This window comes from Micromonospora rosaria (assembly GCF_001567585.1).
Taxonomy (GTDB): domain Bacteria; phylum Actinomycetota; class Actinomycetes; order Mycobacteriales; family Micromonosporaceae; genus Micromonospora; species Micromonospora rosaria.
The window spans coordinates 1-15,729 of the sequence record NZ_LRQV01000090.1 but is presented as its reverse complement, the minus strand read 5'-3'; the positions used below and the strand labels follow the sequence as shown (position 1 = coordinate 15,729).

Annotated in this window: 14 protein-coding genes; 8 read left to right on the top strand and 6 right to left on the bottom strand. The window is 75.5% G+C overall.

Annotated elements, in window-relative coordinates; all coding sequences use genetic code 11:
• Window positions 1-29 precede the first annotated feature (29 nt).
• Both AWW66_RS21495 and AWW66_RS21490 read right to left on the bottom strand, forming a co-directional pair.
• Complete coding sequence (locus tag AWW66_RS21495; protein ID WP_157527667.1) at window positions 30-869, bottom strand: hypothetical protein; 840 nt, start codon at window positions 867-869, stop codon at window positions 30-32.
• A gap of 218 nt (window positions 870-1,087) precedes the next feature.
• A complete protein-coding gene (locus tag AWW66_RS21490) occupies window positions 1,088-1,753 on the bottom strand; it encodes a hypothetical protein (protein WP_067369431.1) in 666 nt (221 codons plus the stop codon).
• 23 nt (window positions 1,754-1,776) lie between these two features.
• Here AWW66_RS21490 and AWW66_RS21485 point away from each other — a divergent pair, with 23 nt between their 5' ends.
• Both AWW66_RS21485 and AWW66_RS21480 read left to right on the top strand, forming a co-directional pair.
• Window positions 1,777-2,292 carry an acyl-CoA thioesterase gene (locus tag AWW66_RS21485; protein WP_067369428.1) on the top strand — a complete coding sequence of 172 codons (516 nt, stop codon included), beginning with the start codon at window positions 1,777-1,779 and terminating at the stop codon, window positions 2,290-2,292.
• 178 nt (window positions 2,293-2,470) lie between these two features.
• The gene (locus AWW66_RS21480) at window positions 2,471-4,453 is read left to right on the top strand and encodes an acetoacetate--CoA ligase (RefSeq protein WP_067369426.1); all 1,983 of its coding nucleotides are present in this window, start codon (window positions 2,471-2,473) and stop codon (window positions 4,451-4,453) included.
• 148 nt (window positions 4,454-4,601) lie between these two features.
• Here AWW66_RS21480 and AWW66_RS21475 read toward each other — a convergent pair whose 3' ends face one another.
• Window positions 4,602-5,291, bottom strand: coding sequence for a TIGR03089 family protein (locus AWW66_RS21475; RefSeq protein WP_067369425.1), 690 nt, complete (start codon window positions 5,289-5,291; stop codon window positions 4,602-4,604).
• Between the two features lie 151 nt (window positions 5,292-5,442).
• On the opposite strand from AWW66_RS21475, the gene AWW66_RS21470 reads away from it, so the two are divergent.
• Window positions 5,443-6,588, top strand: coding sequence for a glycosyltransferase family 4 protein (locus AWW66_RS21470; RefSeq protein WP_067369422.1), 1,146 nt, complete (start codon window positions 5,443-5,445; stop codon window positions 6,586-6,588).
• 134 nt (window positions 6,589-6,722) lie between these two features.
• Complete coding sequence (locus tag AWW66_RS21465) at window positions 6,723-7,814, top strand: mannose-1-phosphate guanylyltransferase (protein ID WP_067369465.1); 1,092 nt, start codon at window positions 6,723-6,725, stop codon at window positions 7,812-7,814.
• A 55-nt stretch (window positions 7,815-7,869) separates the two neighbouring features.
• Here the strand turns inward: AWW66_RS21465 and AWW66_RS21460 are convergent, their stop codons facing one another.
• Window positions 7,870-8,508: an NUDIX hydrolase gene (locus AWW66_RS21460; protein ID WP_083978721.1), complete on the bottom strand. Its 639-nt coding sequence runs from the start codon at window positions 8,506-8,508 to the stop codon at window positions 7,870-7,872.
• A gap of 39 nt (window positions 8,509-8,547) precedes the next feature.
• Here AWW66_RS21460 and AWW66_RS21455 point away from each other — a divergent pair, with 39 nt between their 5' ends.
• Window positions 8,548-9,606, top strand: a complete 1,059-nt coding sequence (locus AWW66_RS21455; protein ID WP_067369419.1) for a hypothetical protein — start codon at window positions 8,548-8,550, stop codon at window positions 9,604-9,606.
• A 314-nt stretch (window positions 9,607-9,920) separates the two neighbouring features.
• Window positions 9,921-10,922, top strand: coding sequence for an ArsR/SmtB family transcription factor (locus tag AWW66_RS21450; RefSeq protein ID WP_067369416.1), 1,002 nt, complete (start codon window positions 9,921-9,923; stop codon window positions 10,920-10,922).
• Between the two features lie 115 nt (window positions 10,923-11,037).
• Here the strand turns inward: AWW66_RS21450 and AWW66_RS21445 are convergent, their stop codons facing one another.
• Together AWW66_RS21445 and cofD are read right to left on the bottom strand one after the other, a co-directional pair.
• On the bottom strand, window positions 11,038-12,126 hold the full coding sequence (locus tag AWW66_RS21445) for a coenzyme F420-0:L-glutamate ligase (RefSeq protein WP_067369413.1): 1,089 nt from the start codon (window positions 12,124-12,126) through the stop codon (window positions 11,038-11,040).
• The gene (gene cofD, locus AWW66_RS21440; protein WP_067369411.1) at window positions 12,123-13,115 is read right to left on the bottom strand and encodes a 2-phospho-L-lactate transferase; all 993 of its coding nucleotides are present in this window, start codon (window positions 13,113-13,115) and stop codon (window positions 12,123-12,125) included. The genes AWW66_RS21445 and cofD overlap by 4 nt, the downstream gene beginning before the upstream one ends.
• A 100-nt stretch (window positions 13,116-13,215) precedes the next feature.
• Between cofD and AWW66_RS21435 the strand changes: the two genes are divergently transcribed.
• Window positions 13,216-14,247: a hypothetical protein gene (locus AWW66_RS21435; RefSeq protein WP_067369408.1), complete on the top strand. Its 1,032-nt coding sequence runs from the start codon at window positions 13,216-13,218 to the stop codon at window positions 14,245-14,247.
• Between the two features lie 123 nt (window positions 14,248-14,370).
• Window positions 14,371-15,729: 7,8-didemethyl-8-hydroxy-5-deazariboflavin synthase CofG (gene cofG / locus AWW66_RS21430; RefSeq protein ID WP_067369405.1), on the top strand; the 1,359-nt coding region annotated here is incomplete at its 3' end.

Genomic DNA, 15,729 nt, shown 5'->3' with positions numbered 1-15,729 from the left:
CGGTGCCGTCGGGGCGGGCTGCTCCCCGGTCACCGGACGGCCGCCGGGACGCGCCCCGGAACCACACCCGGGCTCTCCACCGCGTGGGCCACCTGCTCCACCTCCGCCTCCAACCGGGTCAACTCCGTCCGCTGGCGTCGCACCCATCCGGACCGGTCGGTGGACCCGGCGCTGCCACGGGGGATGTCGTGCAGCGGGCCGGGAAGCTGTCCGGCGAGTGCGGTCCCGAGCCGGCGGGGCAGCCCCCAACCCCGGTGGGCGGTGGCGACGGCGTCGAGCCGGCTCGCCAGGTCGCGCTGCCGCCGGTGGATCTCGTCCTCCTGCCCGTACCGGCCGGGCAGGGCCTCCTCGACGTGCCGCAACAGTGGCTCGACGGCGAGCCGGTACTCCCGGGCGGCGGCCCGTAGGGCGTCGGCCTGCGCCCGGCGGGCCCCGGCGGTGGCCAACCGCCGGCTGAACCACGCGGCCAGCGTCGCGCTCGCCACGGCCAGCAGCAGCGACGGGAGCACCGTCGCCCACGGTGAACCGCCCCCACCGCCGCCCTGTCCCCGCTGGGCGGCGGCGATCAGCGCGAGGCAGGCCCGGTCGAAGTCGGCCGGGCGGTCCGCCCGCCACTGCTCCGGGGTGCCCTGCCGGTCGAGCCAGCGCAGGTGCCCCGCCACCGGGGCGGGGGTGGCGAGCCCGAGCGCGGTGGCCGCCTCGACGAGGGCGGCCCGCTGCGCCGTCGACAGGCAGTGGACCCGAGCCCCGTCGTCGGTGGTCGGCCGACGGCTCGCCGCCCGCCACGCGCCGCCTGCCAGGAGCACGACCACCACCGTGACCGCCACCCCCGCGACGACTCGTCGCGCCCTGACGGATGGCGTTCGCATAACCGCTGACTGTAGTGACAGTTCGCCATGCGTGGATACCGCCGGCCGGTCGGAGATGCGACGCGGGCGGCCGACCGGCCGCTGGCGGGACGGGTGAGCGGCGCGCCGGCACCCACCTCGGGCAGCCGATCCACCGGTTGCCGGGGGTCTCGGCGGTGGGGCCCCGGCGGTGGGGCCGTGGGCCAGGGGTGGGCCGGTGACCCGGCCCACCCGGAACCTCAGAGGTCGTCGCGGGTGTCGCCGCTCCGGTACGTCCCCCGGGGTGGGGCCGACCACGGCGACGCCCCGGGGCTGCGCCGGGGCAGCGGCTCGGGCGGCGGCTGGTCGGGGTACCCGAGGCTCAACGGGGCGGTGTCCCGGTCCACCGCCGCCGGGGCGGGCGGGGGCCAGTCGGTGGGCGCGGGCTCCTCCGCCACCGGCTCGGGCGTGGCCACCGGGGGCAGCGCCAGCGCCGCCGGCCGGGGCCAGCGCCGCCACCGCTGCCGGCTGACGACGGCCGTCATCAGCAGTACGCCGATCAGGAACAGGGTGCCGTTCTCGACCGGCAGCTCCAGCGGCAACGGGTCACCGAAGAGCGCCCACCCGTCCGGGATCCGGTCGCGGACCTCGAACGGGGCGACGAACATACCGACGTACGGGGTGACGAGCAGCAGCCCGGCGACGAGCGGGCCGAGCGGGGAGACGCGCAACGTACCGAGCAGGCCGAGCAGGATGCCGCCGACGGCGAGGTACACGGCCGGCTCGATCAGGTTGGCGGTGTTGAAGGTGCCGACCTCCACCCAGCGGTCGACGGTGCGCATCGACCCGTCCTGACCGAGCGTGACCAGGACCCAGGTGACCGGCGCCACCACGAGCCCGGCGAGAAAGCTCCACAGATGTCGCATCCGCGCACCGTACCGTTTCCGGCATGACCGAGCACTCCTCCGCCACCTCGGGTAAGCCCACGTCGTACTCCCGGGTCACGCTGAGTCGCATCATGACTGCTGTCGATGTCAACCTGTACGGGACGGTGCACGGCGGCGTGCTCATGAAGTTCGTCGACGACGTGGCCGGTGCCGCCGCGGCCCGGCACAGCGGCGGCACCGCCGTCACCGCCGCGATCGACGAGATCGTCTTCTCCGAGCCGGTCCGGGTCGGCGACCTGGTGCACGCGCACGCCCAGGTCAACTGGACCGGCCAGACCTCGATGGAGGTCGGCGTGAAGGTGGTCGCCGAGCGCTGGGACTCGGCCGAGGACGAGCCGGTCCGGGTCGCCACCGCGTACCTGGTCTTCGTCGGCGTGGACGTCGGTGGCGCGCCCCGGACGGTCCGGCCGGTGCTGCCGGAGACCCTGGAGGACCAGCGCCGATTCCGGGAGGCGGAGATCCGCCGCGCCCACCGCCTGGCCCGCCGCCGCGCCATCCAGGCCCACCGCGCCGGCTGACCCGCCCGCCGACCCGCCTCTCCGCCGACCCGCCCGCGGGTCGGGGCCGCCCGCCGGAGGGGGGTGAGAAGGGGACCCTTCTCGACCGTATGCGTTAAGAAGGGGCCCTTCCTTCCCCAGCCCCGGGTGGGTGCGGACAATGGGGCGCAGGCAACGGGGCCTGGAGGAGGGTGACACTGTGGGTGACGTGCTCTGGACGCCGCCGGCGGACGTACGCGACCGGTCCCGCATCGGGGGGTACCTGCGCTTCCTGCGGGAGCGGCACGGGCTGGACTTCGCCGACTACGCCGAGCTGTGGCGCTGGTCGGTCACCGACCTGGACGCCTTCTGGCGCTCGATCTGGGACCACTTCGCCGTCGTCGCGCACACCCCACCCACGGCGACCCTGGCCGACCCGGCGATGCCGGGCACCCGCTGGTTCCCCGGGGCCACCCTCAACTACGCCGAGAACGTGCTGCGCATGCCGGGACTGGCCGACGACGACCCGGTGGTGATCGCGCACGGGCAGACCCGGGCACCGGAGACGCTGACCGCCGCCGACCTGCGCGAGCAGGTCCGCCGGGTGGCGGCCGGGCTGCGTCGGCTCGGCGTCGGCCCCGGCGACCGGGTGGCCGCGTACGCGCCGAACATCCCCGAGACCTACGTGCTGCTGCTGGCGACCGCCAGCCTCGGCGCGGTCTTCTCCTCCTGCGCGCCGGAGTTCGGTACCCGCAGCGTCACCGACCGGTGGCGGCAGATCGAGCCGACGGTGCTGGTCGCCGTGGACGGCTACCGGTACGGCGACAAGCCCGTCGACCGGCGTGCCGAGGTGGCCGCCGTACGGGCCGCGCTGCCGTCGCTGCGGCACACCGTCTCGGTCGCGTACCTCGACCCGGCCGGCGCCCCGCCCGAGGGCGCGCTCGGCTGGGCCGACCTGGCGGCGGCGACCGACGAGCCGTTGACCTTCACTCCGGTTCCGTTCGACCACCCGCTGTACGTGCTCTACTCCTCCGGCACCACCGGGCTGCCGAAGCCGATCGTGCACGGGCACGGCGGCATCCTGCTGGAGCACCTGAAGATGCTCGCCCTGCACCACGATCTCGGTCCGGGCGACCGGTTCCTCTGGTTCACCACCACCGGCTGGATGATGTGGAACTTCCTCGTCTCCGGCCCGGCCGTGGGGTCCGCGATCGTGCTCTTCGACGGCAACCCCGGCCACCCCGACCTGGGGGAGCTGTGGCGGCTGGCCGAGCGCACCGGCACCACGTACTTCGGCACCTCGGCGCCGTTCCTGCTGGCCTGCCGCAAGGCCGGCCTGGTGCCGAGGGAGATCGCCGACCTGTCCGCGCTGCGCGGGGTCGGCTCCACCGGCGCGCCACTGCCCGCCGAGGGCTTCACCTGGGTGTACGACACCGTCGGCGACCGCCTCCAGTTGCAGTCCCTCTCCGGCGGCACGGACGTCTGCACCGGCTTCGTGGGCGGGGTGCCGCTGCTGCCGGTGCACGCCGGGGAGATCGCCTGCCGGGCGCTCGGCGCCAAGGTGGAGGCCCGCTCTGCCGACGGTACCCCGGTCGTCGGTGAGCTGGGCGAACTCGTCATCACCGCACCGATGCCGAGCATGCCGGTGGGCTTCTGGAACGACGCCGACGGCACCCGCTACCGGGAGGCGTACTTCGACGTGTACCCGGGCGTCTGGCGGCACGGCGACTGGATCACCATCAACGAGCGGGGCGGCTGCGTGATCACCGGCCGATCCGACGCCACCCTCAACCGGGGCGGGGTCCGGCTCGGCACCGCCGAGTTCTACTCGGTCGTCGAGGGGCTGGACGAGGTCGTCGACTCGGTCGTCGTGCACCTGGAGGACGACCAGGGCGGCGCGGGGGAGTTGCTGCTCTTCGTGGTGCTCGCCGAGGGGTTGACGCTCGACGACGACCTGCGCCGCACGATCGGCCGCGAGCTGCGGACCGCCCTGTCGCCCCGGCACGTGCCCGACGAGATCCACCAGGTCCGCGCCGTGCCGCGCACCCTCTCGGCGAAGAAGCTGGAGGTCCCGGTCAAGAAGATCCTCACCGGCACCCCGGTCGACTCGGCCGCCGCCACCGGCGCCCTGGCCAACCCCGACTCCCTCACCGCCTTCGCCGCCTTCGCCCAACGCCGCCCCTCAACCCCCACCCCCGCCTGACCCCCCAAACCCCCCGGCCTCCCCCCGATCCCGCGATCTTGCACTTGCGTCCCGGGCAGAAGGCGCGAAAGCCCTGAATCAGGGGCCGGAACTGCACGATCGCCGCGTCCGGTGGCGCGGGAGGGGGCGACGCGGTGGCGCGGTGGGGTCAGGGGAGGGTGTGGGTGGTTTTCTCGGTCTGGGTGCGGGTGGGGAGGGTGGTGGGGTCGAGGTTGGCGCAGAGGACGACGCTGGCGCGGCAGACCAGCGGGGCCAGCAGCCAGTCGACCGGGTCCGGGTAGCGGGCCGCGTCGACCAGCACCCGGGCGCCGGGGGTGAGGCCCAGCTCCGCCGCCCGGGACGCCGCGCGGCCCAGCAGGTCCGCGTCGTCCGGGCCACCGGAGGGGTACGGGGTGAAGTGGTCGCCGTGGCCACGGACCTCGATCACGTAGTCGGCGAAGCCGGCCGGCACCTCGCGCAGCGGCAGCGCGAACGGGGCGAGCGCCAGGGCGTACCGCTCGCCGGCCGACCACGCCCCGGCCTCGGCGACCCGGTCGGCGGCGGCGAAGAGCGCCTCGACGGGCCCCGGCTCCCGGGTCACGGTGAGCCCGGCCGACCAGCAGCCCAGCAGCACCGCAGCGGTCTGCCAGTGCGGCGGCAGCAGCACCCCGACCGGATCGCCGGGCGCCGCGCCGACCTCGTCCACGAGCAGGTTGCCCGTCTTGGCCACCCAGTTCGCGCAGGTGGCGCCGGAGATCTCGGTGCGCTCGCCGGTGGCGTCGTCGTACCAGGTCAGCAGGGGGCGGGCGGGGTCGGGCGCGATCGCGTCGGCGAACACCCGGGCAATGTTGTCGACCATCGCCGCGAACGATACGCCGCCAGGGTGCGTATCTGTTGACAACGACAAGTCGGCGTACGGTCGGGTCGCAGTCAGCAGCCGTACCCGGCAGCGGCGTAGGCTTGCTCGGAGTGTTGTTCCCCACATCCGCGAAGTTGCTAGGAGTCGCCCCGTGACCGCCGGCCGCCCGCCCCGCGTGCTCATCGACGCCACGAGCGTCCCCGCCGACCGTGGCGGTGTCGGTCGCTACGTCGACGGCCTGCTCGGCGCCCTGGGCAGGGTCTGCGGGTCGGGTGTGGATCTGGCCGTGGTCAGCCTCCGCACCGACCTGGAGCGGTACACCAGGATGCTGCCCGGCGCGGAGATCATCCCGGCCCCCGCCGCCGTCGCCCACCGACCCGCCCGGCTGGCCTGGGAGCAGACCGGCCTGCCGCTGCTGGCTCAGCAGGTCGGCGCGCAGGTGCTGCACGCGCCCTTCTACACCTGCCCGTTGCGCGCCGGTTGTCCGGTGACGGTCACCGTGCACGACGCGACCTTCTTCACCGAGCCGGAGCACTACGACAAGTCCCGCCGGACCTTCTTCCGCAGCGCCATCAAGACCTCGCTGCGCCGCGCCGACCGGGTGATCGTGCCGAGCAAGGCCACCCGGGACGAGCTGATCCGGCTGCTCGACGCCGACCCGACCCGGATCGACGTGGCCTACCACGGGGTGGACCACTCCGCCTTCCACGCCCCCAGTGAGGAGGAGAAGGCCCGGGTCCGGGCCCGGCTCGGGCTCGGCGCCAGCAGCTACGTCGCCTTCCTCGGCGCCAAGGAGCCGCGCAAGAACGTACCCAACCTGATCCGGGGCTGGGCCCGCGCGGTGGCCGACCGGCCCGACCCGCCGGCCCTGGTGGTCGCCGGGGGCCAGGGGCACGACGACGAGATCGACCGGGCGGTGGCGGAGGTCCCGTCCCACCTGCGGCTGCTGCGGCCGGGCTACCTGCGCTACGCCGACCTGCCCGGCTTCCTCGGCGGCGCGCTGCTCGCCGCCTACCCGTCCTACGGGGAGGGCTTCGGGCTGCCGATCCTGGAGGCGATGGCCTGCGCCACGCCGGTGCTCACCACGCCCCGGCTGTCGCTGCCCGAGGTGGGCGGCGACGCGGTCGCTTACACCAGCGAGAACCCGGACCAGATCGCCCGCGACCTGGTCGACCTGCTCGACGACGAGTCTCGGCGGCTCACGCTGGCCAAGGCCGGCTTCGACCGGGCCAAGGAGTTCACCTGGACCTCCAGCGCCGAGGTGCACATCGCGGCGTGGAGCCGGGCACGGTCCTGACCCTGACCCGACCGCCCGCCGGCCACCCCGGCCGGCGGGCCGGGAGCGCCGGGCGTCCCGGTCCGACCCGCGACGCCGCCGGGCCGGTACGTGAGAGACGGTCCGTACCGTGGTGGTTCGGGCATGATGTGGTGATGCTCTACGCCGTCATTCCGGCGGGGGGGAGCGGCACACGTCTGTGGCCGCTGTCCCGTGCCGGCCACCCCAAGTTCCTCCACCCGCTCACCGGTACCTCGGCCTCGCTGCTCCAGGCGACCGTCGACCGGTTGGCTCCGCTGACCACGCCCGAGTGCACGCTGGTGGTGACCGGGGCGGCGCACGCCGCAGCGGTGGCCCGCCAACTGACCGGCGTGCCCGAGGAGAACATCCTCGTGGAGCCCTCGCCCCGGGACTCCTGCGCGGCGATCGCGCTGGCCGCCGCGGTGATCGCCCTGCGCGAGCCGGAGGCGGTGATGGGTTCCTTCGCCGCCGACCACCTGATCGGCGACCCGGGGCGCTGGGCGGAGACGGTCCGGGAGGCGGTGCGCGGTGCCGAGCAGGGGCTGCTGATGACCGTCGGGATCACCCCGACCCGCCCGGAGACCGGGTACGGCTACCTGGAGACCGGTGACCCGACGGGGGACGGTCCACTGCGTCCGGTCGCCGAGTTCAAGGAGAAGCCGGCCGCCGAGGTGGCCGAGGCGTACCTGCGCTCCGGCCGGCACCTCTGGAACGCCAGCATGTTCGTCTGGCGGGTGGACGTCTTCCTGGCCGAACTGGCCCGTCAGCAGCCCGCCCTGTACGCGGGCGTCACCGCGATCGCGGCGGCCTGGGGCACCCCCGAGCAGGACGAGGTGCTGGGCGCCGTCTGGCCCACCCTGCCGAAGATCTCCGTCGACTACGCGGTGATGGAGGGCGCGGCGACGGCCGGCCGGGTCGCCACCGTCCCCGGTGACTTCGGCTGGAACGACGTGGGCGACTTCCACACCCTCGGCGAGGTGATCCCGGCCGACGCGGACGGCAACGTCGTCCTCGGCCCGGACGCCAAGCCCGGTGTGCTGCTGCGGGACAGCACCGGTCTGGTGGTGGTGCCACAGTCCGGTCGCCTGGTGAGCGTCCTCGGGCTGCACGACGTGATCGTGGTGGACACCCCGGACGCGCTGCTGGTCTGTCCCCGCGACCGGGCCCAGGAGGTCAAGGCGCTGGTCGACGAGTTGAAGGAGCGCGGCGAGGAGGGCCTGGTCTGAGCCCCCCGGCGACCGCCCGCCCGGACGCCGGGGCGGTCGCCGGCACCCGTCGGGGTCAGTCCGTCGGTCGGGGCGGCTCGAAGGCGGCCCGGTCCAGCGCGGCCAGGGCCGGCCCGACCAGTCGGGCGGTCGCCGTGGCCAGCGGCTGCGGCAGCTCACCCGGGGGGAACCAGCCGAGCGCCGTCGACTCCGCGCTGACCCGTTCGACCGCGTCCGTTGGGGCGAGGACCGCGAAGCGGACGTCGTGGTGTGCCGAGTCGTCGCCGCACCGGACCCGGTGGACGTCCACGTCGATCGGGACCGGGTCGACCCGCAGCCCCGCGATCCCGGACTCCTCGGTGGCCTCCCGCAGCGCGGCGCCGGCCAGGGTACGGTCGCCGGCCTCGCAGTGCCCGCCGAGCTGCACCCAGCGGTGGATCTTCCCGTGCAGGCAGAGCAGCACCCGGGTCCCGGTCGCGTCCAGGACCAGCGCGCTGGCGGTGAGGTGGCCGGCCGAGTGCTCCCGGGTCATCACCACCGGCCCGGCGGCGAGCAGGTCCAGCGTACGGTCGCGGGCCTCGGCGGCGGCCGGGCTGGTCGGCGTCCAGCCGCTCAGCAGCGCGACGGCGTCGGCGTGCAACCGGGCGTACGGATCGGCGGCGGGGGCGGGCCGCGGCGTCGGGTGGCCGGGCCGGGCGGCAGCGGTGTCGGGCATCCGGACACCCTATTCGCCCCGCCTCCGTACCCTGGCGCGATGAGCCTGCACCTGGTGGAGTTCGTGGTGGCCGGTAACGAGGCCAGTGACCTGCTGCCGGTCCGCTCGGCGGCCCTGCTCCGCGCGCACGGTGCCCGGCAGGGGTTCTGGGTCGTGCTGGACGAGGGCCCGGTGGAACAGAGCCTGGCCCTGCTGCTGGAGCTCGACGACGGCGGGTGGGTGGCCCGGCACGTCGTCGCCGACGCGGGCGCGGAGAACGGCCGTACCGAGGACGGCGAGGCGCTGGCCCACCACGACGGCTGGGTGTACGTCCTCGGCTCGCACTTCGGCTCCAAGGCCGGCCCGCTGCGGCCCCGGCGGGCCTTCGTGGCCCGGTTCCGGGAGGACGACGCGGCCGGCGGGGTGCTGCCGGTGCACGTGGTCCGCAACCGGTTCCGGCTGCACCGGCTGGTCAACGACGCGCTGGCCGCCGCCGACCTGGCCACCCTGCCGCCCGGCGACCGGGTACGGGACCGGTTCATCGTGGAGACGGTGGCCCGGGGCACCGCGCGGGCGAAGCGGTGGGTGACCCGGCTCGCCCCCGACGACCTGCCGATCAACATCGAGGCGGCGGCCTTCACCCCGGCCGGTACGGTCCTGCTCGGGCTGCGCTTCCCGGTCACCTGCGCCGGTGAGCCGGTGCTGGTCGAGGTGGCCGGCCTGCCGGAGATGTTCGGTCCCGCGCCCGCCTGGCCCCGGGTGCTGCGCACGTACGTGCTGACCGGGGTCACCCCGCCCGGCGCGCTCACCGGCTTCCGCGCGATCACCCCCACCGACGACGGGGCGTACGCGGCGGTGGTCGGCTCGATCGACGCGCTGGGCAAGGGCTCGGTGCTGCTCGACGACCATCCGCAGGGCGGGGACGTCACCTCCCGGCACGTCCGGTTCCGGCTCGACGGCGGGGTGGCCGATCCGGGCGCGGGGGCGGGACACCTGCTCCCCGGGAAGGTGGTGGCCGACCTCGCGCCGTTCCACCACGTGGAGGGGGTCGCCGAGGTGGCGGGCCGGTGCTACTACGTCACCGACGAGGACCACCGGATCGCGCTCTGGGTGGGCTGAGGCGGTGCCGGCAGCGCGCGGCACGGCCGGGATCTGGCGGGGCGGCTGGCGGGCGTCGGGTGACACCCCTGCGGAGCAAGGGCCGCAGACCCTCGTGTGCCACCCGACCGCCGCGCCTCCCCGACCCCCGGCGAACCCGGCGACCGTACGCGCAGCGACGCGCCGGCCGTGGCGGGCAGTCTGAGCATGCCGAACCCGCCCGAGGGGCGTCGAGGTTTTTCAGTCCACGCTTAAAGATGGAGATTAGTGCCGGGCGGTACAGTGCACACGGTCGCGGATCCCTGCCCGGATCGGACGCCCACGGGAGCCCCTCCATGCTGAAGATCGTCTTTTCCGGCGAGGACATCCTCCGGACCCGGGTGGCACCCGGCGCGGACCCGGTCTGGGAGCTGGTCCTCAGCCTGCACGCCCTCCAGGAGCGCACCCCGGACCCGCTGACCGCCGGCTGGCGCCGGACGGTGGTCGACCGGCTGCGCCGCAGCGGCGAGGCCGAACGGCTGCGGCTGCTCTTCGCGCTGGCCCCGCCCCGGGGCTACTTCCCGGACTTCCTCACCCCCTACCAGAGCATCGAGGGGTTCGAGGCGGGGCTGGCGGCCGTCCGGCGGACCCCCGGCAGCGTCCTCGGCCGGGACCTGGCCCTGCTCGCCGCCGGCACCGAGCTGCCCGACGCGGCCGGGCCGCTGGCCCGGGGCGAGCCGGCGGCCGTCCGGGAGCTGACCGACTCGATGCGCCGCTACGGGTCGCTGGCGATCAACCCGTACTGGGCCTCGATCCAGGCGGTGGTGGAGGCCGACCGGGCCCGGCGGGCCCGCGCCCTGCTCGACGGCGGGGTCGAGGGGCTGCTGACCAGCCTGCGGCCGGTCGTGCGGTGGGAGTCCGGGGTGCTGGAGATCCCCGACTACCCGAGCCACCGGGAGCTGCACCTGGCCGGGCGGGGCCTGCTGCTGGTGCCCTCGTTCTTCTGCGTGGGCACCCCCGTCGCCCTGCTCGACCCGGCCCTCCCGCCGGTGCTCGTCTACCCGGTGGACCGGCTCGGCACGTTGGTCCAGCGGCCGGGCAGGGGTACCACCGCCGGGGCCGGCACGGGCCGGAGCGCGCTCGCGGCGATGCTCGGCCGGACCCGGGCGGCGGTGCTGGAGGTGACCGACGCCGGCTGCACCACCGGTGAGCTCGCCCGCCGCCTGCACATCTCCCCGGCGGCGGCCAGCCAGCACACCACCGTGCTGCGCAACGCCGGCCTGCTGATCAGCCACCGGGAGCGCAACACCGTCCTGCACACGCTGACCCCGCTCGGCCGGGCCGTCCTGGACGCCTGACCACCCGGACGCCACCCCGGCGGTCGAGGCGACCAGGCTACCCGGCCCGCGCCGGGGCAGCCCTCGCCGGCCCGCGCCGGGAATCCCCGCTGGCCCGGCCGCCGGGGAAGCCTCGTCAGAGGGCGAGGACGGCGCCGGCGGTGCTGCCGGCGGGAGGGGGCAGCAGGACCGAGGGCACCGACTCGGCGGCCAGGGCGGCCCGCAGGCGGTGCAGGTCGGCCCCGAACCGGATCAGGTTGGCCGGGTGCGCCGGACCGGCCGGGGCGCCCAGGACCAGCGCCGTCGCGCCGGCCGGCCAGTCGGGCAGCGTGGCGACCAGCCGGGCGCGTACCTCCTCGTCGGTGACCAGGGTGAAGGTCGTGCCGGGCGCGACCGCCTCGGCCACGGCGGTGATCGCCCGGGCCACCGCCGCCGGGTCGGGCGGCGTCGCGCCGGGGCGGTCCGTCAGGGTGGCCGCCGCGCGCAGCCCGGCCGCCGTCGCCTCGGCGGTGCCGAGCGAGAAGAGGTCCAGCGCGGCGTCCCGGACCAGGGTCGCCGCACCCGCGCCGTCCCCGTCGCGCTGCGCGCCGAGGTACCCCCGGACCACCGCCACCGGCACCTGGTCGCACTTGCCCTTGACCAGTTCGGCCGCGCCGGCCAGCTCGTCCACCACGGCCATCTGGGTCAGGCTCAGTTCGTTGCCGTACGGGTCGACCTCGCCCCGGTGGTCGCGCAGCGCCGCCATCCCGGCCACCCCGAGCGCCACGTCGGTCAGCCCGTTGCGCCACGGCCGGCCCATCGTGTCGCTGACGACCACCGCGACGTCCACGTCGTACCGCTCGCGCAGGGCGGTCCGCAGCGCGCGGGCCGAGGCGTCGGGGTCCCGGGGCAGCAGCACCAACTGGGTCTTGGCGACGTTCGAGGCGTCGATCCCGGCGGCGGCCATCACGAACCCGTGGTGGGTCTGCACGATCCGGGTCGCCCCCCGGGTCGCCACCACCCGGGCGGTCTCGGCGGCCAGCACCTCGTCCCGGGCGGCGACCCGTTCCGGGCCGTCGGCCGGCACGTCGACCAGCCGGCCCTCCGCCTTCGACACGATCTTGCTGGTGACCACCAGCACGTCCCCGTCGCGCAGCCAGGGCGCGGCGTTGCCGATCAGCTCGGCCAGGTCGTCGCCCTCGGTCACGTCGCCGATGCCCAGCACCGGCAGGATCTCCAGCCTCACGTCAACTCCAATGCGGCCCGCACCATCCGCGCTGTCGCGGCCTCGTCGGTCATCCGCAGCGGCGCCGCGCCGACCGTCACCCCCGGTACCACCGTCTGGGCGTCCTCCTCGGCGACCAGCCACCCGTCGAGCAGCCCACCCGCCCCACGGGCGCCGTAGAGCCGGCCCACCCCGGCGGCGCTGCACTCGACCCCGAGCACCGCCAGGCAGCGGTCGGCCATGCCCCGCACCGGCGCCCCGCCGATGATCGGGGAGACCCCGACGACCCGCCCCGGCCCGTCGGCGACCGCCGTGCGCAACTCCGGCACGGCCAGCACCGGGGCGATGCTCACCACCGGGTTGCTCGGGGCCACCAGCACCACGTCGGCCGCGCCGAGCGCGTCCAGCACGCCGGGGGCCGGCGTCGCCGCGTCCGCGCCGACGAAGACGAACCGGTGGGTGTCGATCCGGGCCCGGTACCGTACCCACCACTCCTGGAAGTGGATCGCCCGCTGACCGGTGTCGCCGCCACCGTCCCCGGTGCCGGGCCGGTCGGCCTCGTCGCCGGTACCGCTGACCACCGCGTGCGTCTCCAGCCGGTCGTCGGTGGCCGGCAGCACCCGGACGCCGGGCTGCCAGCGGGCGGCCAGCGCCTCGGTCACCGCGTGCAGCGGGTACCCGGCGGTGAGCATCGTGGTGCGGACCAGGTGGGTGGCGAGGTCCCGGTCGCCGAGACCGAACCAGGTCGGCTCGGCGCCGTACGCGGCCAACTCGGCGCGGACCGTCCAGGTCTCGTCGATCCGGCCCCAGCCCCGCTCGGGGTCGGCGCCGCCGCCCAGGGTGTACATGACGCTGTCCAGGTCGGGGCAGACCTTCAGGCCGTGCAGGAACAGGTCGTCGCCGACGTTGACCACGGCGGTCACCTCGGCGCCGACCTCGCGGGCGTACGCCCGGACACCGAGCAGGAACCGCGCCCCGCCGATGCCGCCGGCCAGAACCACGATGCGCATGGGCTCCATCCTCGCGTACGTGACGCCGCCGGGTTGGTGCCGTCCGGAGAGACTAGGCTCACTCCGCACCTGTCCATCCAAGCCCTTCGAGGGGGAGTCCGTGACCAGCCCCGCCGAGTCCGCGCCCAGCGGCGCGACGCAGGCCAGCCAGGTGACCAAGCCACTCCGCGAACTCGGCGCGCTCGTGTTCCTCGGCGCCAACGCCGTGTTGCTCTTCGTCGGCCTGATCCGGCTGCTGGCACCGGTCAACTACGGCGATCTCACCAATCGCGCCGGCCAGACCTACTTCACCTTCGTCGGGCTCGAGTCCAGCGTGCTGCCGGTGCTCGCGGTGCTGCTGGCCACCCACATCCAGCCGGTGGTGCCGAAGGCGAAGCTGATCACCCAGGTGGCGCTGGCCGAGTACGCGTTCGGCGCGGTGCTCGGCGCGCTGACCTTCCTGATCTGGTCGGTCGGCCGGCTGGCCGCCGGTGCGGTCCTCGACGTCCTGCTGGGCGTGCTCACCCGGGTCGCCTGGCTGGCCCTCTTCGCGGTCGGCGCGTTCGTGGTGTACCAGGTCTGGCGCGCCCTCTACCACGTGCCGAAGCCCAAGCCGCAGCCCGGCGTGTACGGCCAGCCCCAGCCCGGGTGGCCGCAGCAGGCGGGCGGGTACGGCGCCCCGGGGCAGCAGCCCGGCGGATACCCCGCCGCCGGCCAGCCGGGTGGCTACCCGCCCGCCGGCCAGTACGGGTACCCGGGCCCGAACCCGTCGCCCGCCTCGGCCCCGCCGTTCGGCACCCCGCCGCAGTCCGCCCCGCCGTTCGGCACGGTGTCGTCCGCCCCGCAGCCGGCCTCGCCGTTCGGTGGCCCGCCCCCGTCGGGCTCGCCCCTCCCCGCGCAGCCCACCGGCTCGGACACCCCCTCGACCCCGCCGTCCGGCCAGTGGCCGCCGGCCCCGGTGCCGTCCGCCCCGCCGGCCCCGCCGTTCGGCCAGCCGCCCTCGGCGGACCCGACCCAGGCGATCCCCCGGCAGTCCACCGACCCCACCGGGGCGGCGGCGCCGCGACCGGCCGACGCCACCGAGGCGCTCCCGCGCCGGGACGGTGACGACGACCGGACCCAGCCGTTCACCTCCCGTCCCGACCCGGAGTGACCCCGGGCGCGGCCGTCGCGCACCGTCGCGACGCCGGCTGACCACCGTGCCCTTCCGCCGGCCCTGACGCTGGCGGAAGGGCGGGTGGCGGCCACCGGGGGAGGCTCGGAATAGGCTGTCGGAATGGCTGACCGCACCGAGCCCGGCCCGACGGCGGGGAGCATCCGCCGCGCCCTGCACCGTGCCGAGACCGGCCGGACCCTGGACGTGGCCGAGGCGACCGCCCTGCTCTCCGCCCGGGGCGAGGAACTGGTGGAACTCCTCCGGATCGCCTCCGGGGTCCGCGACGCCGGCCTGCTGGCGGCCGGCCGCCCCGGCGTCGTCACGTACTCGAAGAAGGTCTTCATCCCGTTGACCCGGCTCTGCCGGGACCGCTGCCACTACTGCACCTTCGCCACGGTGCCGCACCGGCTGCCGGCGCCGTACCTCGACCGGGACGAGGTGCTCGACATCGCCCGCGCCGGGGCCGCCCAGGGCTGCAAGGAGGCCCTGTTCACCCTCGGCGACCGGCCGGAGGAGCGCTGGCCGGCGGCCCGGCGCTGGTTGGACGAGCGCGGCTACGACTCCACTTTGGACTACCTGCGCGCCTGCGCGGTGGCGGTGCTGGAGGAGACCGGCCTGTTGCCGCACCTCAACCCCGGCGTGCTCTCCTGGTCGGAGCTGCAACGGCTCAAGCCGGTGGCGCCGAGCATGGGGATGATGCTGGAGACCACCGCCACCCGGCTCTGGTCGGAGCCCGGCGGCCCGCACTTCGGCTCGCCGGACAAGGAGCCGGCGGTCCGGCTGCGGGTGCTCGACGACGCCGGCCGGGTCGGGGTGCCGTTCACCACCGGCATCCTGATCGGCATCGGCGAGACCCTCGCCGAGCGGGTCGACGCCCTCTTCGCGATCCGCCGGGCGCAACGCGGGTACGGCCACCTCCAGGAGGTGATCGTGCAGAACTTCCGGGCCAAGCCGGACACCGCGATGCGCGGGATGCCCGACGCCGAGCTGCACGACCTGGCCGCCACGGTGGCGGTGGCCCGGGTGCTGCTCGGCCCGAAGGCCCGCATCCAGGCCCCGCCGAACCTCATCGAGGGCGAGTACGACCTGCTGCTGCGGGCCGGGATCGACGACTGGGGCGGGGTGTCCCCGCTGACCCCGGACCACGTCAACCCGGAACGCCCCTGGCCGCACCTGGACGAGCTGGCCCGGCAGACCGCCCGCGCCGGCTTCACCCTGCGGGAGCGGCTGACCATCTACCCGGAGTACGTCCGGGCCGGCGACCCGTGGCTGGATCCCCGGCTGCTGCCGCACGTGAGCGCCCTGGCCGACCCGGAGACGGGGCTGGCGGTGGAGGCCGCGCGACCGGTGGGGCGGCCCTGGCAGGAGCCGGACGAGAGCTACGGCGGCCGGACCGACCTGCACGTCACCATCGACAGCACCGGCCGCACCGGCGACCGGCGCGGCGACTTCGACCACGTCTACGGCGACTGGTCCACC